The organism is Glycomyces buryatensis (assembly GCF_004912275.1).
Taxonomy (GTDB): Bacteria; Actinomycetota; Actinomycetes; order Mycobacteriales; family Micromonosporaceae; genus Glycomyces; species Glycomyces buryatensis.
This window is the reverse complement of record NZ_STGY01000009.1, coordinates 58,756-80,109: the sequence shown is the minus strand read 5'-3', so window position 1 is coordinate 80,109 and position 21,354 is coordinate 58,756. Positions and strand designations below refer to the sequence as shown.

Annotated in this window: 20 protein-coding genes and 1 tRNA gene; 10 read left to right on the top strand and 11 right to left on the bottom strand. The window is 67.9% G+C overall.

Annotation, left to right across the window (positions count from 1 at the left end; genetic code table 11):
• Nucleotide 1: 1 nt before the first annotated feature.
• The 3 genes from FAB82_RS03530 to FAB82_RS03520 form a co-directional block, all read right to left on the bottom strand.
• Nucleotides 2-631 (bottom strand): DUF47 domain-containing protein, encoded by a 630-nt coding sequence (locus tag FAB82_RS03530; RefSeq protein ID WP_136533169.1) that lies wholly within the window; start codon nt 629-631, stop codon nt 2-4.
• Nucleotides 632-987: 356 nt separating this feature from the next.
• Nucleotides 988-2,922, bottom strand: coding sequence for an ATP-dependent DNA helicase (locus FAB82_RS03525; RefSeq protein WP_136533168.1), 1,935 nt, complete (start codon nt 2,920-2,922; stop codon nt 988-990).
• Nucleotides 2,919-4,265: an AI-2E family transporter gene (locus tag FAB82_RS03520; protein ID WP_136533167.1), complete on the bottom strand. Its 1,347-nt coding sequence runs from the start codon at nt 4,263-4,265 to the stop codon at nt 2,919-2,921. Before FAB82_RS03520 ends, FAB82_RS03525 begins: the two co-directional genes overlap by 4 nt.
• A 246-nt stretch (nt 4,266-4,511) precedes the next feature.
• Between FAB82_RS03520 and FAB82_RS27405 the strand changes: the two genes are divergently transcribed.
• From FAB82_RS27405 to FAB82_RS03505, 4 genes are all read left to right on the top strand, one after another.
• Entirely contained in the window at nt 4,512-4,850 is a 339-nt protein-coding gene (locus tag FAB82_RS27405) for a GroES family chaperonin (protein ID WP_211116347.1), read from the top strand.
• A complete protein-coding gene (locus tag FAB82_RS03515) occupies nt 4,850-5,800 on the top strand; it encodes a prephenate dehydrogenase (RefSeq protein ID WP_211116346.1) in 951 nt (316 codons plus the stop codon). Before FAB82_RS27405 ends, FAB82_RS03515 begins: the two co-directional genes overlap by 1 nt.
• Nucleotides 5,797-7,497: a DUF885 domain-containing protein gene (locus FAB82_RS03510; protein ID WP_136533165.1), complete on the top strand. Its 1,701-nt coding sequence runs from the start codon at nt 5,797-5,799 to the stop codon at nt 7,495-7,497. The genes FAB82_RS03515 and FAB82_RS03510 overlap by 4 nt, the downstream gene beginning before the upstream one ends.
• 409 nt (nt 7,498-7,906) lie before the next feature.
• Nucleotides 7,907-8,500: a hypothetical protein gene (locus FAB82_RS03505; RefSeq protein WP_136533164.1), complete on the top strand. Its 594-nt coding sequence runs from the start codon at nt 7,907-7,909 to the stop codon at nt 8,498-8,500.
• Between the two features lie 224 nt (nt 8,501-8,724).
• Here FAB82_RS03505 and FAB82_RS03500 read toward each other — a convergent pair whose 3' ends face one another.
• Nucleotides 8,725-9,858 carry a winged helix DNA-binding domain-containing protein gene (locus FAB82_RS03500; protein ID WP_136533163.1) on the bottom strand — a complete coding sequence of 378 codons (1,134 nt, stop codon included), beginning with the start codon at nt 9,856-9,858 and terminating at the stop codon, nt 8,725-8,727.
• A gap of 94 nt (nt 9,859-9,952) precedes the next feature.
• On the opposite strand from FAB82_RS03500, the gene FAB82_RS03495 reads away from it, so the two are divergent.
• The gene (locus tag FAB82_RS03495; RefSeq protein ID WP_136533162.1) at nt 9,953-10,642 is read left to right on the top strand and encodes a hypothetical protein; all 690 of its coding nucleotides are present in this window, start codon (nt 9,953-9,955) and stop codon (nt 10,640-10,642) included.
• On the opposite strand, the gene FAB82_RS03490 is transcribed toward FAB82_RS03495, so the two are convergent.
• Nucleotides 10,639-11,457 carry an RNA methyltransferase gene (locus FAB82_RS03490; protein WP_136533161.1) on the bottom strand — a complete coding sequence of 273 codons (819 nt, stop codon included), beginning with the start codon at nt 11,455-11,457 and terminating at the stop codon, nt 10,639-10,641. The two genes, FAB82_RS03495 and FAB82_RS03490, sit on opposite strands and share 4 nt — an antisense overlap.
• A gap of 166 nt (nt 11,458-11,623) precedes the next feature.
• Between FAB82_RS03490 and FAB82_RS03485 the strand changes: the two genes are divergently transcribed.
• The 3 genes from FAB82_RS03485 (at nt 11,624) to FAB82_RS03475 (ending at nt 13,947) form a co-directional block, all read left to right on the top strand.
• Nucleotides 11,624-11,699, top strand: a tRNA-Arg gene (locus FAB82_RS03485).
• Nucleotides 11,700-11,768: 69 nt separating this feature from the next.
• Nucleotides 11,769-13,100 (top strand): DUF2786 domain-containing protein, encoded by a 1,332-nt coding sequence (locus FAB82_RS03480; RefSeq protein WP_136533160.1) that lies wholly within the window; start codon nt 11,769-11,771, stop codon nt 13,098-13,100.
• 112 nt (nt 13,101-13,212) lie between these two features.
• Nucleotides 13,213-13,947, top strand: a complete 735-nt coding sequence (locus FAB82_RS03475; RefSeq protein ID WP_136533159.1) for a hypothetical protein — start codon at nt 13,213-13,215, stop codon at nt 13,945-13,947.
• An 87-nt stretch (nt 13,948-14,034) separates the two neighbouring features.
• Here FAB82_RS03475 and FAB82_RS03470 read toward each other — a convergent pair whose 3' ends face one another.
• From FAB82_RS03470 to FAB82_RS03445, 6 genes are all read right to left on the bottom strand, one after another.
• Nucleotides 14,035-14,526: a hypothetical protein gene (locus tag FAB82_RS03470; RefSeq protein ID WP_136533158.1), complete on the bottom strand. Its 492-nt coding sequence runs from the start codon at nt 14,524-14,526 to the stop codon at nt 14,035-14,037.
• A gap of 113 nt (nt 14,527-14,639) precedes the next feature.
• Entirely contained in the window at nt 14,640-15,362 is a 723-nt protein-coding gene (locus FAB82_RS03465) for a hypothetical protein (RefSeq protein WP_136533157.1), read from the bottom strand.
• 286 nt (nt 15,363-15,648) lie between these two features.
• Nucleotides 15,649-15,960, bottom strand: a complete 312-nt coding sequence (locus FAB82_RS03460) for a hypothetical protein (protein WP_136533156.1) — start codon at nt 15,958-15,960, stop codon at nt 15,649-15,651.
• A 239-nt stretch (nt 15,961-16,199) separates the two neighbouring features.
• Nucleotides 16,200-16,472 (bottom strand): DUF397 domain-containing protein, encoded by a 273-nt coding sequence (locus FAB82_RS03455; protein ID WP_136533155.1) that lies wholly within the window; start codon nt 16,470-16,472, stop codon nt 16,200-16,202.
• 143 nt (nt 16,473-16,615) lie between these two features.
• Complete coding sequence (locus tag FAB82_RS03450) at nt 16,616-16,813, bottom strand: DUF397 domain-containing protein (protein ID WP_136533154.1); 198 nt, start codon at nt 16,811-16,813, stop codon at nt 16,616-16,618.
• Nucleotides 16,810-17,661: a Scr1 family TA system antitoxin-like transcriptional regulator gene (locus FAB82_RS03445; protein WP_136533153.1), complete on the bottom strand. Its 852-nt coding sequence runs from the start codon at nt 17,659-17,661 to the stop codon at nt 16,810-16,812. Before FAB82_RS03445 ends, FAB82_RS03450 begins: the two co-directional genes overlap by 4 nt.
• Before the next feature lie 146 nt (nt 17,662-17,807).
• On the opposite strand from FAB82_RS03445, the gene FAB82_RS03440 reads away from it, so the two are divergent.
• Together FAB82_RS03440 and FAB82_RS03435 are read left to right on the top strand one after the other, a co-directional pair.
• On the top strand, nt 17,808-19,433 hold the full coding sequence (locus FAB82_RS03440; protein WP_136533152.1) for an SWIM zinc finger family protein: 1,626 nt from the start codon (nt 17,808-17,810) through the stop codon (nt 19,431-19,433).
• A 154-nt stretch (nt 19,434-19,587) separates the two neighbouring features.
• Nucleotides 19,588-21,348, top strand: a complete 1,761-nt coding sequence (locus FAB82_RS03435; RefSeq protein ID WP_136533151.1) for an N-6 DNA methylase — start codon at nt 19,588-19,590, stop codon at nt 21,346-21,348.
• The last annotated feature ends 6 nt before the right edge of the window (nt 21,349-21,354 follow it).

Sequence of the window (21,354 nt, the reverse complement as noted above, 5' to 3'; positions counted from 1 at the left end):
GTCAGGATTCCTTGACGTAAACCGACTCGACGACGTGGCTGACGGCCTCGAAGGAGTCGCAGGCGGCCTCGAGCTCGTCGGCGACTTCCTTGAGCTTCATGACGGTGAGGGTCTCGTACTCGCCGGAGTACAGGCGCACCAGGAGCATGCGGTAGGCGCGGTCACCGTCGTTCTCCAGCCGGTTGCACTCGACCCAGAACTCCTGCATCCCCGAGTTCAGGCCCTTGAGCATGGGCAGGTACTCACAGAGGAGATCGGCCTGGGCCTCCAGCACGGTGATCTGCTCGATCATCTCGCGCGGCAGGGTCGGCAGCGCCGACAGGCCGTAGAGGTAGACCAGGTTCGCGGCGGCCTCGATGTGGTCCAGGACGTCGTCGAGCTTGCCCGCGAGCATGTGCATGTCGGTGCGGTCCATAGGCGTGACGAACGTGGAGTTGATCTTGTTGAACAACCGGTGGGTGAGGTGGTCGTTGTCGTGCTCGACGTCGACCAGCCGCTCCGAGATCTTCTGGTAGTCGGGCTTGTCGTCACCCAGCTCGGACAGGATCGTGACGCCGCGCTTGATATTGTCGGCGGCTTCGTTGAAGAACGCGTAGAACGCGTCGTCTTGAGGTTTCAGCGAGAACCGCACTGGGCATCCCTGCTTTCGTCACTTGGACTGTCCTCACTGTACCGATTGGTCCCGAGGACGGCTGAAAATCGTCCCGCCGAAGTTAACATTCAGGTGAACTGGAAACAAGTTCGCGACTTCCGGTGTGTGGGAGTGCACGTAAGCGCTCTAAGCAGCGGTTGCACATAAGTTCGCAATGAATTCACTTTATGTTCACCTTGGGTCGAGGGGTCATCCATGGTGTACGGAGTTGCCCCTCAGCCGCGGGCGTAAACCCGGGTCTCCATCGACCGATCGAAAAGCGGCGGCGGCACTTCGAAGCCGGTTCGCGGGCGCGGCCGGTCCGCGTGGTCGCCCGGCCCGCTCGGCCGGCGCCGTCAGTCCGGGGAGTCGGCGAGGCGGCCCAGTGCCCCGACCACCGAGTCGGACTTCGTCGTGTACCAGAACGGCGGCAGCGAATCCCGCATGAAGCGGCCGTAGGACCGGCTGGTCTCCAGCCGCGAGTCGAGAATGGCGACCACGCCCTTGTCGGTGGTGCGGCGGATGAGGCGACCGGCGCCCTGCGCCAGCCGGATCGCCGCCGACGGCACCGACACCTCCGCGAACCCCGAGCGACCGGCCTTGTCGGCCGCCTCGCTCCGGGCGGCGGTCAGCGGCTCGGTCGGACGCGGGAACGGAATCCGGTCGACCACCACCAGCCTGCACGTCATGCCCGGCACGTCGACGCCCTGCCACAGGCTCATGACGCCGAGCAGACACGTCGAGTCCTCCTCCTTGAAGCGCTTGACGAGGCTCCCGAGGGTCTCCTCCCCTTGGAGGAGGATGTCGTAGTCGGTCTGGGCGCGCAGCAACTCGGCCGCGGCCTCGGCGGCCCGCTTGGAGGAGAACAGGCCGAGCGTCCCGCCCCGGCTGGCCTCGACCAGGCGCAGCAGCTCCTTGCCGACCTCTTCGGACAGACCCGAGGCGGTCGGGCGGGGCAGACTGGAGGCGACGTAGAGGATGCCCTGCTTGCGGTAGTCGAACGGGGAGCCCACGTCGAGCGAGGACCAGCCCTCTTCTCCGGCGGGAAGGCCCAGTCCGCGCGCGACGGTGTCGAACTTGCCGCCGAGGGTCAGCGTCGCCGACGTGGCGATGACCGTGCGCTCCTCGTACAGCATCGTCGCGAGCAGCCCGCCGACCGACAGCGGCGCGGCCACCAGCTGCGGCCCGTTCGGCTCCGACCAGATGACATCGTCCCCGGCGGGGCCGATGCACCGCCCGGCCGTCTCGATCGCCTCGACCAGCCCGGCCTTGAGCTGCTGGGCGCTCAACTGCTTCTTCGTCTCGGAGTCGAGGTTGGAGAGCATCGTGGTGGCCTTGACGCAGGCGCCGTTGATGAGGTTCAGTGCTCCGACGAGCGGCGCCGGCAGCTCGCCGGTGAACCGGCGCTCGCCGGCCGCGTTCAACGCGCCCTCGAGAGCGTCGGCGGCCTCACCCAGGGCATCGGCCACGTCGGTGTCGACCAGGCGGCGGCCCCGCTTCGCCAGCCAGCGCAGCCGCGCCGGGACCAGCTCGGCCCGCGCCGCGGAGGTGACGCGGTCGACCAGTTCGTGCGCCTCGTCCACAATGAGCACCGCGTGCTCGGGCAGGACGGTCCGCTCGTTCATCATGTCGATGGACAGCAGGGCGTGATTGGTGACGACGATGTCGGCCTCGTGGGCGCGGGCTCGCGCGGCCTCGGCGAAGCAGTCCGGGCCCTGCGCGCAGTCCTTGGCGCCGGGGCACTCCGTCGACGAGGTCGAACCCTGCTTCCAGGCGCGGTCGCTCACGCCGGGATCGAGGTCGTCCCGGTCGCCGGTGTCGGTCTCGTTCGCCCACTCGTACAGCCGCTGCACCTGCTTGGCGAAGGACTTCTGCTGGCCGGCCCACTTGAGTTCCTCGGTGCCTTCGAGCGCACCGGCGTCCTCTTCGTCGTCCCCGGCGATCTTGCGTTTGCACAGGTAGTTGTGGCGGCCCTTGAGCAGTGCGAACGTCGGCGTGCGGCCCAGCACGGGGCCGACGGCCTCGACCAGTCGCGGCAGGTCGACGGCGACGAGCTGGTGCTGGAGCGCGAGCGTCGCGGTCGAGACGACGACGGGCCGTCCGGCGGCCAGCGCCGCGCACAGGTAGGCGAGGGACTTGCCGGTGCCGGTGCCCGCCTGGACGAGCAGGTGGTTCCCCGACTCGATGGCGGCCTCGACCGCCTCGCACATCTGGCGCTGGCCTTCGCGGGCCTGGCCGCCGGGGGTCGCGGCCACCGCCGCGTCGAGGACGTCGATTGCGGTGCTGCTCATGTGGTCTGGGCCGAGGCCTCTCCAAGATCGGTGGGGTCGGTTCCGGCCGCTTCGGCGGACTCGGCTTCGCGACGGGCGTCGCGGTAGCGGTTGAGGGCGCGGACGGTGCCGTTGATGATGGCCAGCACTGGGACGGCGATGAGCGCGCCCATGATGCCGAAGGTGAAGCCGCCGGCGGTGACGGCGAGGATGATCGCCAGGGGGTGGAGCTTGACGGCGCGGCTCATGAGGATCGGTTGCAACAGGTTCGACTCGATCTGCTGGACGGCCAGGACGATCGCGAGCACGATCACCGCGTTCCACAGGCCGTTCTCGGTACCGACGAGCGCGACGACGACGGCGACCGCACCCGATACGGTGGCGCCGACGATCGGGATGAATGCGCCGAGGAAAACCAGTGTCGTCAGCGGCAGCCACAGCGGGATGTCCAGCAGCCACAGGCCCAGTCCGATGAAGATCGCGTCGACGGCGGCGACCACGATCACGGTGCGCATGTACTGCACCAGGGTCGACCAGCCGGCGCCGCCGGCGTAGCGCATCGAGTCGCGGCCGGCCGCCGGAAGCATGCCGGTGAGGAAGTTCCAGATCTTGCGGCCGTCGCGGATGAAGAAGTAGGTGGCGAACAGGCACAGGAACAGGCCGGTGAAGAAGTAGCCCAGGCCTGAGAGCGTCGTCCCGGCGATGTCGACGCCGCTTTGGACGAGGCTCTGCGAATTGTCCGAGAACCAGTCGGTGACCTGGTCTTGGATATTGGCCAGGAACGCCGCGATCTCGGCGCCGTCCAGCCCCCACGGACCGCCTTCCAGCCATTCCTGGGCCCGCTGGAGGCCTACTTCGATCTGGTTCCAGAACTCCGGGACCGAATCAATGAACTGGCGCACCACGAAGGTCATGACCAGCACTACGACGCCGACGCCGGCGATGAGCACCAGGATCGAGGCCAGGGACCGGTTCCAGCCGTGACGGATCAGCCAGGCGGCGAGCGGTTGGAGCATCGCGGCGAGCAGGAAGGAGATGGCGATGGGGATGACGACGATGGTGACGTGGCTGAGCAGCCATAGGACCACCGCTATCATCGCGCCGATGACGAGCATCCGCCACGCCCAGGCGGCGCCGACGGCGAGGCCGACGGGTACGTAGCGGCGCTCGAGGTTCTCGTCGTCGGCGGTCTCGGCGACGTCGATCGGGGGGAGGTCGTCGTCTGAGGGGGCGGTGATCGCGGGGACGGGTTCGTCCTCGCCTCGTCGCGCGCGCGCGGCTCCGACCCGTTCGGCGTATGGGTTGAGGCGCATGCCGATCCACAGCTGTCTCGCGCGGGCGGTGGTGCGGCGGAATCGGCTCACGATATCTCCCAAAACGACGCGGGTGTGACGTCTTCAGTACCGTACCGGTTCGCGCCGACAGCGCCTGCGGTGGCGGCGCGGTGCGAGCCGTGCGTCGCACCGCTCGCACTGCACCGCGCCTCCGGCGGACGGGGTGGCGTTCACTCTGGTTCGGGGCGAGCCGTCCGGCACGGCGAGTCTTTCGAGTTTCCGAGCGGAGCGAGCGGATGGGCGGGGTGACGGGCGTGGGCGGTAAGCTCGGGCGTTGTGACCGATACACCGTTGGACACCGAGTCCGGGCTGCCGATACGTCTGCTGCACGACCGGCTTCTGGTGCGCGAGGATGCCGAGACCGAGCGCCGCTCCGCCGCGGGGATCGTCATCCCCGCCACCGCCGTCATGGGCCGCCGGCTGCACTGGGCCGAGGCGGTCGGGGTGGGCCCGCTGGTCCGCTCCGTCGAGCCCGGGGACCGGGTCCTGTTCGACCCCGAGGACAAGGCCGAGGTCGAGATACAGGGCCGCACTTACATTCTCATGCGCGAGCGGGACATCCACGCCGTGGCCGCAGGGCGCGTCAGCGACGCCAATACCGGGCTGTACCTCTGATGCGCATCGCGGTGTACGGGCTGGGCCTGATCGGCGGTTCGGTCGCTTTGGCGCTGGCCGAGGCCGGCCACGAGGTGATCGGCGGGGACGCGAACGACGCGACCCGCGAGGCCGCGTCGGAGTTCTTCGAGGTGGCCGAGGACCCGGAGCTGCTCAGCCGCTCCGATGTGGCGGTGCTGGCGCTGCCGATGAACGACGACATCGGCAAGCACGCGAGGATCTTCCATCCCAAGTTCTTCGACGGGATCCTCACCGATGTCGCCTCCGTCAAGGGCCGGCCGATGCGGATCTTCTCCGAGACGTGCCGGTACGTGGGCGGGCATCCCATGGCGGGCAAGGAGACCTCGGGCTGGGCCGCGGCCGAGCCGGGGCTGTTCCGGGGCCGCAAGTGGGTGCTGTGCATCGACGAGGCGACCGATCTGGACGACTGGACCGAGCTCGCTCGGCTGTGGACGTCGATCGGGGCGCAGGTGGTGCCGACGACGGCCGAGCAGCACGACGCCGCCGTCGCGCGGGTCTCGCACATCGAACACCTGGTGGCGGCGGCGCTGACGCATTTGGCGGCGGACCCGTTGGACCGCACGCTCGCGGCCGGTTCGTTCCGGGACGGCACGCGCGTCGCGGCCAGCCCGACCCATCTGGTGGAGGGGATGATCCGGCACAACGCGGTGCAGTTGGCGCACGCCTGGCAGCAGTTCTCGGACGTGTTCCTCGAGACGGCCGTGAAGATCGGCGACGATCTCGTCCACTACGACTTCCGGATGCGCGACTGGCTCGACGAGGCGCGGCAGCTGCGGCAGTCGTGGCCGCCGGAGCCGGGTGAGGCGGAGGAGATTCCGCTGACGCGGGAGGCGCTGCTGCGGCTCGGCGTGGACGGCGGATGGGTGGAATCGGTGCACGGCATTGAGGTCGCGACCGTGCGGCGACCTCGCGTAAAGTCCAATCCATGAGACGAATCATCGACGAGATCGCTGACAAGTACGTTGAGGATGCCATCGCCCTCAGCCCCATCGAAGCCACCGCGATCGGCGTGCCCGGTCACGACCACGAGCTCGATGACCTCTCTCCCGCCGGTGCGGAGGCCCACGCGGAGCTGAACCGCCGCGCGATCGCCGACCTCGAGGCGGCGGAGCCGGTCGACGAGCGCGAGCGCGCCGCCAAGGCCGCGATCCTGGAGCGGATCAAGCTGTCGCTGGAGCGCCACGACGCCGGCGACGAGTACCTGGGCCTGAACGTGCTGGCCTCCCCGGTCCACAGCGTCCGCCAGATCTTCGACCTCATGCCGAAGGAGGGCACCGAGGCCGCCGAGAACATCGCGAAGCGCCTCGACGCCGTCCCGACGGCGTTCGGGCAGTACACCGAGACGCTGCGCGCCGAGGCCGCGGCCGACCGCGTGCCGGCCAGGCGCCAGATCCTGGAGGTCGCCCAGCACTGCGACAACTGGAACGGCGCCAAGGGTCCGGACACCGACTTCTGGATGGGGCTGATCGACTCGGTCACCGTCGACGGCGAGAAGATCACGAAGGGCCCGCTGCGGATCGCGCTCTCCAACGGCGCGGCGGCCGCGCGGCGGGCGGCGACGCAGTTCGCGCTGTTCCTGCGCGAGGAGCTGGCCGACCAGGCGCCCGAGAAGGACGCCGTGGGCCGCGACCGCTACTCGCGGGCGTCCAGGTACTTCATCGGCGCCGAGATCGACCTCGAGGAGACGTACGCGTGGGGCTGGAAAGAGCTCGCGCGCATCGAGGACGACATGTTGGCGACGTGCGCTCGGATCAAGCCGGGCGCGTCGATCGAGGAGGTCGTGGCGTTCCTGGACGAGGATCCGTCACAGAACCTCACCGATAAAGAGGTCTTCCGCGACTGGATGCAGCACCTCGCCGACTCGACCATCGCCGACCTGGCCGACGATCACTTCGACATCCCCGAGCCGATCCGCACGATCGACTGCAAGATCGCGCCGACCGAGGACGGGGCGATCTACTACACCCCGCCGAGCGAGGACTTCTCCCGTCCGGGCGCGATGTGGTGGTCGGTGCCCGAGGGCCAGAAGCTGTTCGGCAAGTGGCGTGAGAAGTCCACCGTGTACCACGAGGGCGTGCCGGGTCACCACCTCCAGGTGGGCCAGACGATGGCGCGCATCGAGCTGCTCAACCGCTTCCAGCGCCAGCTGATGTGGTGCTCGGGCCACGGCGAGGGCTGGGCGCTCTACTCCGAGCGGCTCATGGACGAGCTGGGCTACTACGACGACGACCCGGCCGGGCGCCTCGGCATGCTGGACGCGCAGGCCTTCCGTGCCGCGCGCGTGATCGTCGACATCGGGCTCCACTGCGAGCTGGCGATCCCCGAGGACAACCCGTTCGGCTGGCGCGCCGGCGAGGAGTGGGACGGCGAGAAGATGTACGAGTTCATGCGCGCCCACACCCGCACCATCGAGGACGACATGCTCAAGTTCGAGCGCAACCGCTACCTCGGATGGCCGGGCCAGGCCCCGTCCTACAAGGTCGGCGAGCGCCTGTGGATGCAGGCCCGCGAGGACTACAAGGCCCGCAAGGGCGAGGACTTCAGCCTCAAGCAGTTCCACTCGGACTCCCTGAACCTCGGCTCGATGGGCCTCGACCCCTTCGCCGAGGCCCTCGGCCGGCTCTAAGCGAATAGGACGGAAGGGGCGGCGGAATATCCGCCGCCCCTTTGTCAATCGCGGCCGGGCCGGGCTCGCACGTTTCTCACCACTGGCGACCCGAACGCTCCAAAATCCAATTTCCAGTGGCATCGCTCTTGCGGTTCCTCCCCTTCGAGGGCTTCACGCCCCCTCCGGCCGCACCAGCCGGACGAAGCCCACCAAGGGTCCATAGGGGCCCTCATTGGCCGTTCAGGTTCCGGTGAAGTCGACCAGGGCAGTCGACGCATCTCCCCCTTGAGGGGGACCGATGCGCGGCTCTCGGGGGAGGCGGCGTGCTCGACGGTCGAGCGACACTCGGAAGCAGCGAACCGGTGTGAGTGGACCGGCGCGCGAGCGGGAGAACCCGCGATCCCCGAGTCGATACCAGGAGTCCCGAATGACCACTGTCGGATTCGCCGAACGGATGCATGGACGGACCGCAGCGGGGGTGCCGCGTTGGGCCGTGTGGGCCGCTTACGCCACCGCGCTGACCGCGCTGCCGTCCGGCATTTGGAGGATTGTCGAGAAGGCCGGCGGTGTGCCGCTGTTGGAAACGGATCCTTCGCTGTACGCCGAGGCGAGCGGTCTGGCCGCGGGCCCGTGGTGGTACATCATCACGCTCAGTGTGGTCAGCGAGGCGCTGGCGTTCTTGGCGGTCGGCCTGGTCACGGTGTGGGGCGAGGTCTGGCCGCGGTGGATTCCGGGATTGCGGGGCCGCAGAGTGCCGGTTCTGGCCGCTGTCATCCCGGCCGCGGTCGGCGCGGTGTCGCTGCTGTTCCTGACGTACATGATGGTCATGTTCGCGTTCGGGTTGGGTGTCGACGGCAATCCCACCAAGCTGGTCGTGCACGGATGGCAGACCGTCGTCTTCTGGGTCGCGTACGCACCGCTCGTGGCCTGGGGGCCGCTGCTGGGCGTCCTCACGGTCCACTACTACCGGCGCCGCACGGCGGCCGCTCCGGTGCGGGCCCTGGCCGGTGCCACCCGATAGCAAGGGCCTTTGCCACCGAGGCCGACCGGGCCGCCGCCTGGGTACTCCGCACCGTCGAACGCGACCACCGCACCCCCGACCGTACGGCCGATCAGCACAGTGGAGGCACCGTTCGGACCTGCGACGGCTGAGCTGGGCCACGCCCCGAGGACAGGTCGTCAGGTGGGGCGGCCGGTTCTCTACCAGTCCCTCCGAGCGCGGCCGCAGTCCCTTCCCGACGCACCTCAGGCGTGGTCGAGGCCGAGCTCCATTTCGGGCCTTCCGTACCAGGTCCGCAGGCGGTCGGCGCCGCGGCGCATCGCCGCGATCTCCGCGGCCGTGAACCCGCGCAGGCGGTAGGAGTCGATGACCACGCGGTCGGCCTTGACCTGGGCCTTCCAGTGCCCGATCACCTGGCCGTCCAGCAGGATCGCCGAGTTGAACTTCGGGCGGTCGGGGAACCTGGTCGGCGGGATGGACGAGTGCCGCACCCAGTCCTTGGAGTCCGTATAGGAGCACATCATCTCGTCGAAGCCCTGCACGAAGTCGACCACCGGAGAGCCGCCGACCGCCTCGGGCACGTCGCCCTCGAAGTAGCAAACGCGGCCGTCGATCACGGCCGAGTCGAAATCCAGATCGGCCAGCGCCGCGTTCGCGTCCGCCACCGTCAGGCTCGACCACCGGGTGAAGTCCTTGACCGTCGCCGGGCCCCGCGAGGCGAAGAACCGCCGCGCCAGCTCCCGGATGGCGTCCTTGCGGTCGATGGAGGCGGCCGGGACGCGCTCGTCGAAGTTCGCGTAGGTCTGCTTGGGGCCGATCGGAGTGCCCGAACAGATCGCCGCCTCCAGTTCGGCGTGGAAGAGCAGGTGAATGAGCCGCCGCCCGGTCGGGTCGGCGATCCCGGCGCGGGCCAGTTCCTCGGAGGCCTCCTCCCGCGTCAGGTGCTGCCCACCGCTGGTCGCCGCGGCCAGGATCTCGTCGCTCTTCGCCAGCAGTGCCGGGCCGAGGTTGAGCTCGCGGTACTGCGTCTTCGCAAGCATCTGCACCCGCTGGGCCGTGGCGGCCAGCATCATGCGCGCGTCCGGGGCGGGGACGGTGTGCCAGGTGGGGCGCAGCACGTGGGTGCGCACCACCGCGCCGGAGCCGAGGAGCGCGTCGACCGATTCCGCGGCGGCGAAGGCGCCGCCCGCGTCCGGTTCGGATCGCATCGCCGGGGTGAGCTTCGAGGGGTGGTATTCCTGGGACTGGACCGCCCCCAGGTGCGCGAACGCGTCCATCGGGGTGGCGTGGCGCGGACCGTGCAGGCGCTGGGAGTGCGCCCGCCAGGCCGCGACGCGCCCCGGAGCGAGGGCGAGAACGCGATGGTTGGGTGATGCCATTCGCAAATGCTAACCGCGGCATACGACATGAAGTGTCCGCAGACATCCTTTGATCGGGTGGACACATGTTGCGAAATGCCGTCACACTGGGAATATGTCTCTACCCCAAGCGGTGCTCCGTCTTTCCACTGACGTCCTGGCCGAGATCAACGACGATGAACGCCTGGCCTTCGCCTACGCGCACGGTCCGGCGCTGACCGGGTTCGGCGACGAGGCCGAGCTGGTGTGCGTCTGGGAGACCACCGACGTGCCCGCCGAGGCCAGCGGCGAAGCGGTCAACCTCACGGTCGAGAAGTTCACCTCGCTGCTCGATGAGCTCATGCGCGGCGAGGGCTGGGCCGAGCCGGGCGCCGAGGCCCTGCGCGTCATCGCCGGCTTCGCCGACGGCGCCCTCCTGGCCGACGACTCCGAGCTGGGTTCGAAGGCCCGCGCGGAGGTCACCGAGTTCCCGCAGATCCTCGCCGACGCCTCCAAGGCTGCCGTGGAGGCCGAGACCGAGACGCTGGCCGAGCGGCTGGGCGCCACGGGCGACCCGTGGGAGTTGGCCGAGACGCTCGTCGGCGGGCTGCACCGCGCGTATGTGGCGCTGTTCGCGTCGGCCGGCTACTTCTTCCCCGGCCGGGAGCACCGGCTGGAGTTCGTCGAGCGGCACCTGCTGGGCGAGGAGGTCCTGGAGGCGGAGGCGGCGCTGTGGGCGGCGGTCGAGAAGGCTCCGGCCGACCGCTCCGACCAGCTGCCGCAGGCGTGGCGGGCGCTGGCCCGCGCCGTGCTGGACAACTCTTAGGCGCGCCCTGAGCGCTGCCGTGCGGCTTCGTAGAGGGCGATCGAGCCGGCCGCGGCCGCATTGAGCGACGAGGCGGCGCCGCCGATCGGAATCCGCGCGGTCACGTCCACAGTGTCGTGCCAGGCGCGCGACATGCCGTCGGTCTCGCGGCCGAGGACCAGCAGCGTCGGGCCGGTCAGGTCGGTCGCGGCCAGTTCGTTCTCGCCGTGCTCGTCGGTCCCGACCATCCGGACCGGGGCCCCGGCCTGGCCTGTGATCCAGGCGGCGACGTCCTGGGGCCGGTCGGCGTGGGCGACGCGGGTGGAGAACAGCGACCCGGTGGAGGCGCGCACCGACCGCGGATCGAACGGATCGGCGCCGTGCCCGGTGGTGATCACCACGTCGGCGCTGAACGCGTCGGCCGAGCGCAGGAGCGAGCCCAGGTTGCCCGGGCTCCCGGGCCGGTCGAATGCGATCCCCAAGAATCCGGGCCCGGCCTTGATGCGACGCAGGGACACGTCGGGCATGGACACGACGGCCAGCAGCTCGGGCGCGTCGGACTCCTTCTCCCCCAGCTCGGCCATGAGCTCCCGCGCGACCGCATAGTGCTGTCCGCCACTGGCGTCGAGCACGCCCCGGGCCCAATCCGAGAGCCGCCGGTCGGCGTCGAAGAGGACGTCCTGGAACGTCCACCCGTGCTCCAGCGCGAGATCGATGGGACGCACGCCCTGCACCAGGAAACCGCCGGCCTGATTCCGCTTCTTCCGGTTGGTCAGCAGCGCCTCCCACTGCTGAAACCGCGCGTTCCGAGCACTGACCCGCAGCACCTTGCCCATATGTCCCCGTCTCCCTCACCACGCACCGAACGCCCATTCTACGAAGCACCCCGCCTCGCACCCCGGACCGCCGTCCGATGACCCACGGCACAACCGCATACCCGCTTGCAGGCCGCCCCGCGCTCCAGGTAGGCTGGTGCGCGGCCCGGTCGTACGGGCCGAGAATGCGCCGCTAGCTCAACGGATAGAGCATCTGACTACGGATCAGAAGGTTGGGGGTTCGAATCCCTCGCGGCGCACCAATCAAGCAAGTCAAGGCTCGGATCGCAATTGTGATCCGGGCCTTCTTTTTTGGCGAGGTCGGGGGACCGGTGGGCAAGAACAACCAGCAGCGACGCAAGACGAAGGCCAAGTCTCGCAAGCAGCGCCCTCAATCCGGCCCGGGACGTGGCGGGTCCGCCGCAGAACAGGACGGTCTGAGCGGGCTGCCAATCGAAGGCCGCGCCCGCTATGCGGTGCTGACGATCCTCCAGGAAACGGCTCGCGAAGAATTGGACTGGGTGGATGCGGCGTCTCATCTGGAAGGGCAGTCGAGCGACGAGGGCTGGCCGGCCGCGCTCGCCAGGACGTTCGGGGAACTCGGCGACGACACGGTCGCGCATGCGTGGCAGCAAGGCTGGATGCCGCGAGAGGTGGTGAGCGCCTTCCGGAAGTCGCTCAGCGCCGAGGCGGTCCGGGCCGCGAAAACCATGATGCGCGGCCAGTTGGCGCGGTATCCCGAGGCGCAGTTGAGCGACCGGTGGAGGGCCCACCGCGAGGAACTGGTCGACCAGACCGAGTTCGAGGACATCGCCGCGGCGGTCAGGGGACTGGGCCGTTGGGACCGGATCGTGCTGTGGGCCGGGGCGCTCGAGGCGTTCCCCATGTTCAGCACCATCCCCTCTATCCCGAAGGTGGAGCCGCTGCCGGGCAGCCCCGTGGTCGCACACGGATTCAAAGGAGCCGAATCCTCCAAGATCTACACCAAGATTCAGGCGCTGCTGGCCAAGGCCGAGGCGACCGGTTCGGACGCGGAGGCCGAGGCTTTCACGGCGAAGGCCCAGCAGCTCATCGCCCGCCACAGCGTCAACGAGGCGCTGCTATCGCAGACCGGCCACGGCAAGCGCGAACCGGATGCCTTGCGCGTCATCATCGAACGGCCCTACGAGATGCCCAAATCGGAGCTGCTCGCACAGATCGCGAGCGCCAACCACTGCCGCCCCGTGTATTGGCCGGACGGCGGGTTCACCACGCTGATCGGCGACCGGGACGACCTGCGCTCGGTCGAGCTGCTGTACAACTCGCTGCTGGTGCAGGCCACCGCCACGATGACCCGCGCGGGCTCGGTCTCCTCCAAGGCGGGCAGATCGCAGACCCGCTCGTTCCGCCAATCGTTCCTGGCCTCCTTCGCAGGGAGGATCGGCGAGCGGCTGCGCGCATCGGCCGGCGACACCACCCGCGAAGTCGCCGAGGAGACCGGCACCGACCTGGTCCCGGTAATGCGCCAGCGCGACGAGCGCGTCGACGCCAGGACCGAGGAGCTGTTCCCGAACCTGAAATACGGCCGCGGGACTCGAATCACCAACTACGAGGGCCACGTGGCGGGCCTTGCCGCCGCCGACGCCGCCCGACTCACCGCCGGAGAGCCGATCACCCCGAGCTGAACCCGGCGACCACGAGGTAGGACGGAACCGCGGGCGCGGTCAGCGGCGAGCACGGCCAAGAGCGCCGTGTGTGCAGGTGGCGTTGCGGGACCCGTGCTGTGAGAATCGGGGGGTGAACGCTTCCTTCGAGGGTGACGAGGCGACCGGCCGGTACGTGAATCCGCGCAGGCTCCCGCTTCTGAAGTCTTCCCCGGCGACTATCCGTTCCATCGCGGACGGCACCCAGACCGCAATGCTCGTGTCGCACCTGGCGATCCCTTGGCACCGACGAGTCGAGCCGGGCCTGCGGATCGAGGTGTGGTCAACGCAGCGGACGAAATCGGTGAAATGGTGGCATTGGACGGTTGTAGAGGTCACTGCGGCCTGCGTCCACAAGCGCGGCAGGGACATTCGTACCTGCCCCGCAGCGCACCGGCCTGGGGCCATCGAAGTGAACCGGACCGGTTGGAAGCAGATCCTCGACCACGCCGTCCTCGCCGGGGAACGGAAGCCGCTCCCGCCTGGCCGTTGGACCGACAAAGTCGAGGGCGGCTGGACCTTCGCGGAGGTCCTGCTGCTGAATGCGGGCCGGGACCGGATGGAGCCACCTCACCAGTATCGCAATGGGGTCGAACGGGAACTCGCGGAAGCGAACCGGCGCTACGAGCTCTTGGACCTCACCGCACGGGAGACCGGGCAAAAACGCACGAGGGACCACGAGGAGCTGCGGTTTCGGGCCAAGTCAGCTGCCTACCAACGAAAACTCGGCCATGTACTGGAGGCCGGTGGCGACGCCGGCACGCTGGCGGTGAGCGAGGACGAGATCGACGCCGAACTGCCACGAATCGAACGACGAGCCCGAAAGTAGCTGAGAGGCTCCTCTAACCTGCGAGTCATGCTCCCGCAATGACCGCTCAAGCACTGGGACAGTCAAGCCTGACCTCGGGGGCAATGTTCAGGGCCAGACCCCGTGCTGCTTCGCGATCTCAACGAGATTCTGGCCTGCGCGGTTCACCCAGAACTGCGGACCCGCAAGGGATCGAGGTCTCTTGCCGGTCGCTTCCTCCTTCAGATCCAGGGCCAGGCCGGTCGCGGAGTACCGCTGGTGGTCGACTTCCCATTCAAGGCAGTTGACCGGGTCGTTGACGAAGGTGGCTCGGCACCGATTCGGATTGGCCAGCGCCCATGGGTGGATGGGGCTTCCCGTGATCACGTTGAGGTATGCGAACCAGAAGGGTTCGCCGACCGGGATGATTCCATGTTGAACGAGTCGTTCAACGACGTTGCGCGGCCGTGTCGAGACCTGCGGGGCGGGTTGCGGCCCTGCAAAGCCGGCCAGTGTGGCCACTCCCGCTGGAAGGACGATCTTGACTGCCCGCCCCTGCTGGCCCTCCCCGAGGAGGGTGAAGGGTCCCGAAGGCTGGCTGTTCTGGCTCTGCGGCGCCATGCTGCTCCTCTCCGGCCGCCGTCGACGTCCGAAGTTGATGTGCTTGATGCCGCCCGAGATTACGCCGCAAGGCAGACAATCGCCTCACACAGCCGAGTGAACCAGGCCCTGCTTCACACTCGGCGGAACCAGCCCGTGCCCTGGAGGGCCTGACGAGGCCCACCACATAGCGATTCGGCTGCGGCACAGCGCTCGGCGTAGAGACGCACCGCAGCGCGCAGCAGCCGCGCCTCCCGGTCCTCGTAGCGCAGCCAGTCGAGATGGCCGGGTTGCGCGACGAACCCGGGCCCGCACTCCCGCATGACCACGGTGCCGATACGCCTGGGCTCGATGTCGGTGAAGCTGACCAGGACCGTGTCCGCGAGCTTGCACCACACCAGTTCGACGCGGCGCTCGTCAACGGCGACCGATCCGAGCCGCACCATCGCCGAGTTCGTGGACCAGGGCCGCACCATGCCCTCGGCGAGGGCCCGCTTCCAGATCGTCTGAGCCTCGGCTGCCGCGAACGCATGGGACTCAGGCGGCCAGTCGTCGCCGTAGAGCCGCACCCGCGGGGCAGCGTCCAGCTCGACCGCGTAGCCGATCTCTTCATGCGCCGCAGGGTCGACGCGCTCCAGCCAGACGGTCGCACCGATCCCGTCGTGATGTGCGGTGACCTCAATGAGATTGGGCCCCAGGCGAAACTCCCCGATCGGGATACGTGCGGTGATTCCTGCGGCTGATTCGGGCCGACCGCCGCGCGGATTCAGCGGCGCGGCGGTCGGCCCCGCCGGGGAGCCGTCGTGTCGAGCATTCAGACGACGGCCCTCCCGGCGTTGGGGCGGCAATCTGGACACCAGGCGCGTTCGTGGAGGTGAAGCCCTGGCGTGTAGTGCCACCCGGCCGCCTCTACCCGGCGCGCCATCTCTCCGTAGCCGGAAACGGAGAGACGAAGCGCGACCGGACAGAGGCAGCAGGACACCGTGACTGGACACCGGGGCTCCACCCTGCCCCAACCGTCAACGGTGTCGGAGTGCGGTTCATGGAATACAACGGCTTTATAAGTGCGGGAACCGGAACGGGCAGGCTGTGGCAGGCGTGCGGCGGCGACGACGCTGCGAGACAGGAGATCACCGAATTCGTTCACGGCCGGGTCGCCGCATCCCGCGAGGCGGCGAGGATCGCGTCGATGGACTCGAAGGCGAGTCGCTTGACGTCTTGCTTCCAGTCCTCGGGGTTCGAGGACCAGAGACGGCCCTGCCACCTGATGAAGCGCTCGCCCGGTTCGGTCGGGTTGCAGACCACGGCGATCTGCGGTCCCTCGTCGTGGTGAAGGCACACGTTCATCCGTCTGCCGCTCGCGCTGGCGCGCAGTACGAACGCAGTGCCCTTCGCGTTGACGAATAGGCCGTATACCCGGCCCGGATCGAGCGGTGGACGTTGTCGTCGGGTCATGCCGTGCCCTCCCTCGCAACTTGACAACAGTCGCCTTAGGGCTCCGCACTGAAACGGCGGAGCGTTGGCACAAGCCTAAGAACAGGGGAAACGTTGGAGCAATCACGAGAACTGACCGGAGGGTCTGCCAGAAGCGGCCGACTGTCTCCGAGAAAGGCCAGACCGATGGGACAAAATTCGTCGTCTCGGTGTCCCGTGCCGGTGGCCGCAGCCGACTCGGGTGGACCCGAGAGCGGACGCTATTCGGAGGCGTCTCGCGCGTCCTGGATCAGGACGGAGAGGTCGAGTTCGCCGTCCTGGACGCCGCCGACGAAGGCCTCCCACTCCTCAGGGGTGTAGATCAGGATCGCGCCCTCGGGGTCGTCGCAGCGGCGAATGGCTACCAGCCCGTTATCGGCGAAGCCGATCTCCAGCTCTCCGGGGGTTCCATCGTCGGCGTCGGGACGCGCCCAGCGGGCGGAAGCCGTGTCGAACTGGCCTTTAAGGGGGTGTTCGCGCATGTGCTCGCTCATATGACTCCTCGGATGCGATGCGCTTGCGGTGCTTGGAAAGTGAACGAGCGGCGGGCCGGAGCCTGCCGCTGCGTTCGATATTCTGACTGGTTCGGTCGACGACCCTCTAGCCTCCACGCCGGGCCGCCGACAAACCCACGGCTTTACTGCCGGCCGTGGTGCTTCACCCACGCCAGGAGCCCGTTGTAGCTGCCGGGCGTGACGGTGAGGATGGGGCGGTCATCGGCGAGCTTGCTGTCCGAGACCTGTGGGGCGTCGTTGTCGAGACGCACCTCGACGCAGTTGTTGTCCTGGCCTCCGCCGCTGCGACTCGACTTGCGCCAGGGTCCTGTGTTGCTCACTGTAGGAAGTCCTCCAATGCGATCGACTTGCCCGATGCCAGCTTGGCGGCACCGGAGAAGAACTTACCTCGCGCCGAGTCGACGGGGACGAAGCCGGACCCCCGGGGCGACTCGACGTTGATCACGGTCTCTTCACCGTCATCGTATTCGAGCAGGTTGAGCGTCCAGCTCTGGAGCTCATATCGGCCAGCGCTGAACGGAATGACCCGGACATCGGCAAACGGCAGCGCCGCGATCTCGCGCAGATCGGCCAAGATCGCGTCCTTCCTAGGGCCGAGGTCGATGGTCAGGGCGACTTCGCCAATGAGAGCTTGGATCGCGCGCTCGGACTCGATCCAGCGCTCGCGCCGATCCATGCGAAACTCCAGGCCCTCCTCCCAGTCGAACTCGCCTTCCATCGCAATCGTGGTCGTGTCCCTCAGCATCCGGTAGTAGGCCCGGCCCTGGATGAGCGAGGGAAGCACCGAGTAGGAGTGGAACATCATGTAGCTCGCGCTGTCCTCGCACTGCTGGTAAAACCAGTTTCGGTCTTCGAGGACGCTGGCATAGTGGCTGCACCAGTCGTGCGCCTTCGACGCCTCGGCGAGCCTCGCGATGTGGTCGGCCTGCTCGTACGGAGTTTGATAGAACCTGAGGAGCTTGAGTACGGTACCGAGGTTGATCCCGCGATACCTCCCGGATTCCAGACGCCCCAAGGTCTTCGGGGAACAGATGTCGCGCGGAATCTCGGCCTTCTGGTAACCCTTCGGGAGTCGCTGGCGAGGGCGGGTCCGCTCGGTGACGAGCTGTCGCGCGAGTTCCATGAGCGGAGGCGGTCCTGGGGGCAGTTCTTCCTCAACGTCCGTCATGCCGAGCAATTCTAGACAGCGTGAGCACTTCGCTACAAGATCAACTCACCTGTACTACGCGTGGGGGTTTGAGTCAGATATCCGACTGTCACTCAATCCAGTTGCGTCGCTTCGGCTCCGAACTCACCGAATCCTAGACTGTTTCGGTGAAGAGCGGGTTCACCCTTGACGACCTTGCCGAACTGGCAGGCCCGAAATCCTACGAGCACGGACTGAAGTATTTCGACGCGGTCAGGCATCTAACTGCGTCAGACAAGGAGATCCGGGCCGAAGTCCAGGGCACCGAGCGCTATCGGGTCAGCTTGCGACTCAAACGCAATGGCATCGAAGGCCGGTGCGACTGCCCGTGGGGCGAGGACGAGAACTTCTGCAAGCACTGCGTTGCGGTGGGCGTCGTCTACCTCTACGAGCATGAACACGGCGGCGACGTACACGAGCCGGTCGACCTACGCTCGCACCTTGCGTCGCTCGAAAGGTCTGCACTTGTCGAGCTCCTGCTCGAGGCAGCCGAGGACGACTCCGCACTGCGCGAGCGACTGGAGCGGCGGGCCGCCTTCGCCGACACAGCCAAGGGCCGGACGATCGACGGCCAGCTGTCCGCCGTAGACAATGCGCTCGTCCTCAACGGGCACTACCAACTCGACTACAACGAGCACGAGCATTACGCCGCCGCGGTCTCGGACTTCGCGGCGCATGTTCGCGCGCTCGTCGTAGAAGGCCGCCCCGGCGATGCCGTGGCCTTGGCCCGCCATGCGATCGACCGGGTCCGCGAGTACTGGGAGCGGGCCGAGGTCGAATATCGGGTCGGCGAGGCGGCCGGCGAACTCGCCTCCGCCCATCTCGACGCCTGCACGGCCGCCGAGATCGACCCGATCGCGACGGCCGAATGGATCGCCGCCCACCAGCTCGACGACAACACCATGCCCGAGTTGGACATCGAGGACTACGCGACGGTCCTCGGCGACGAAGGTCTCGCCCACTACGGCTCGATCCTTCGGACCCGCAAGGGCCACATTGAATCTTGGACTCACCGCTACCTGCTGATCCGCTACGCCGAATGCGTCGGCGACGACGAATTCATACTCGAAGCGCATGCTCAGACGGCATCAGAAGACGGCAACGCCTGGCCCCTCGTGGATCAGCTCGACCGCATGGGCCGTCGCGCCGAAGCAGTCGAGCGGGCTCGTGAAGCCCTCGCCTCCGGTCGGCAGGACCAGCGCCTCATTGACTTCCTCTCCGAGCACTACGAGAGCGCCGAGGACCGCGCCGCCCTCATCGCTCTCCACAAGGACCGCTTCGAACAAGACCCCGGACTCCATTCATATGAAGCTCTTGCCCGACTGGAAGAGCCCGAACTACTCGGCTGGGCCGTGGAGTCCGTGCAAGACCTGCTCAAAGGCCCAAGGCCCCGTTGGGGACTGGCAGACGACCTGGCCGATATGCTGCTCCGCCAGGACCGCGTAGCCGAGGCCTGGCAGGCCGCACGCGAGCACCGCGCCCTGCCCGAGACCCGGGTCAAGGTCGCCAAGCGCCACCGCTTCGAGGCCCCGGAAGCGACAGGTGAACTGTTCATGGCCCAAGCCGAGGCCCTGATCGACCGGATGAACAAGCAGTCATACGAGGCCGCCGCGGAGCTCATCGCCCTCGCTGCCGAATGCCTTGACCGCTCAACTGGACCTGGCGCGGGAGCCCTGTACGTCGCCAACCTCCGCGAGGCCCACTACCGCAAACGCAACCTGATGACCGCCCTCGACGCCCGAGTGCTCACCTGACTCCGAACATCCAACTCTTCACGTCGGCTGCCCTCCAGATCCGCCACTCGCGGAGCCGTGAGCCAACGATGACATCTTGTGAACATCTCCAGGTCATGTCAACAACGTTCACAGCGACTTGGACTCAAATCTTGTGAACATGTACAGTCCCTCCATGATCCCCGACGACCCTGACGAGCTGACGGCCGCCGCCATCGCGCGGATGGTCGGCGTCGGGCGGGCGGCCGTCTCAAACTGGCGGCGTCGCTACCCAGAGTTCCCCCGCCCGATCGGCGGCAGCCCCACGAGCCCCAGGTTCTCTCGCAAGGAGGTCGAGGCCTGGTTGCTGGCGACCGGCAAGGGCCACCAACTTGCGACGGCCGGTCAAACAGACACCGGCACTGGACACGTCGTCAGCTCGCCGAACTCCCAGGAGGAGCGCTACGACGAGCGGATGCGTCGCCTGTCGGAACGCGGGATAACGGACCTGAGCCCAGCCGAGTTGCTGGCCAAGGCAATGGCCTCGCTGTTGCCGCGCTCGACGGCCGCCGAGGAGCCGGTCATCAAAGACGATGCCGACGCCCCCACGGTGCTGGACCCCGCCGGCTCTCACGGGACGCTGCTGATGGCCGCTGCCGATCGGTTCGGCGAGCATGTCCGCTTGGCCGGGCAGGAAAGCGAAGAGGTCGGCGCCGCTGCCGCCACAATGCTCTTGCGCCAGAACCCATACGCCACCCCGTATGAGATCGAAGTCGGCAACTCTTTGACGGATAACCGTCTCCGCGCACATCGAGGCTCGGCGGCAGGCGTGCTCTGCCAAGTGCCCGCCGATCAACGGAAGCGAACCGGACAAACCATCGATCTCCCCGCCGACCTGCGATGGGAGTTCGGCGTACCCGGCGCGAAGGGCCATGAGCTGGCCTGGGTCACGCACAGCTATGCCTATCTGCGGCCAAATGGGGTGGCGGTCATCGCGGTGTCCCCTCGCACCTGCACCGAAAGCTCGGGGCGGGACGTCCGCGCGGGCCTGGTGCGTTCCGGGGCTCTGCGCGAAGTGATCACGCTGCCAAAGGGAATCGGACCCCGCCCTAACTCAGAAGTATGCCTCTGGGTGCTGCAACGCCTCCCCGCTTCCACCGACGCGCCAACCGTACGCATGATTGACCTGTCCGCGCTCAGCGATCCCGCCGAAGTTCCGCACGAGTTCGGGGCGTGGCAACGGTTGTTCGGCAATCCGGACCCGACGATCATCCGCTCGGTCCCACGCCCGGACCTGCTCACCGGCGACACCGATCTCCGGCCGTCACGTCATCTCGCCGTGCGCGCCAAAGCCAGTGCCGCCGAGCTCGACCAGGTCACCGACCGGTTGCGGGATCTGTACTCACGCATAGGCGAAGGCCTGCCGCGGTTCACCTCACCGACCTCGCCGCCGCGACGCTCCTATGTGAGCATTGGAGAAATGGAACGCCTGGGGGCGCTGCGGATTCGCTCGCGCGAAACCACCCCACGTCGTGGTGACCTGCTCCTGCGGACCTTGGGCAGGCCACCGGCCGTCGCGGCCGGAACCGAGGCCGACGAATCCGGCGTCGCTCATGTGGTCCAGGTCGACCCCGCCCGCTTGGATTCGCACTTCCTCGCCGGGTTCCTGCAAGCCGACTCCCACTCGCTGCCGGTGGCCAATACACTCGGAGCGATCAGCCGAGAAGACCTGCGGCGGTGCCTCATCCCCGATGTGGGATACGCAGAGCAACGCCGATACGGCGACGCGTTTCGCCACTTGCAGGGGCTCCAAGCCGCGCTGGCGGCGCTGGCGCGGATCAGCGCGAGCCTCATAGACCAGACGATTCACGGCCTCACGACAGGGGCCGTGGCACCCGACTTCATCCCACAGCAGAAGACCGGCAACAGCACCGAAGGTGAGACGAGCGAACTGTGAGCGCAG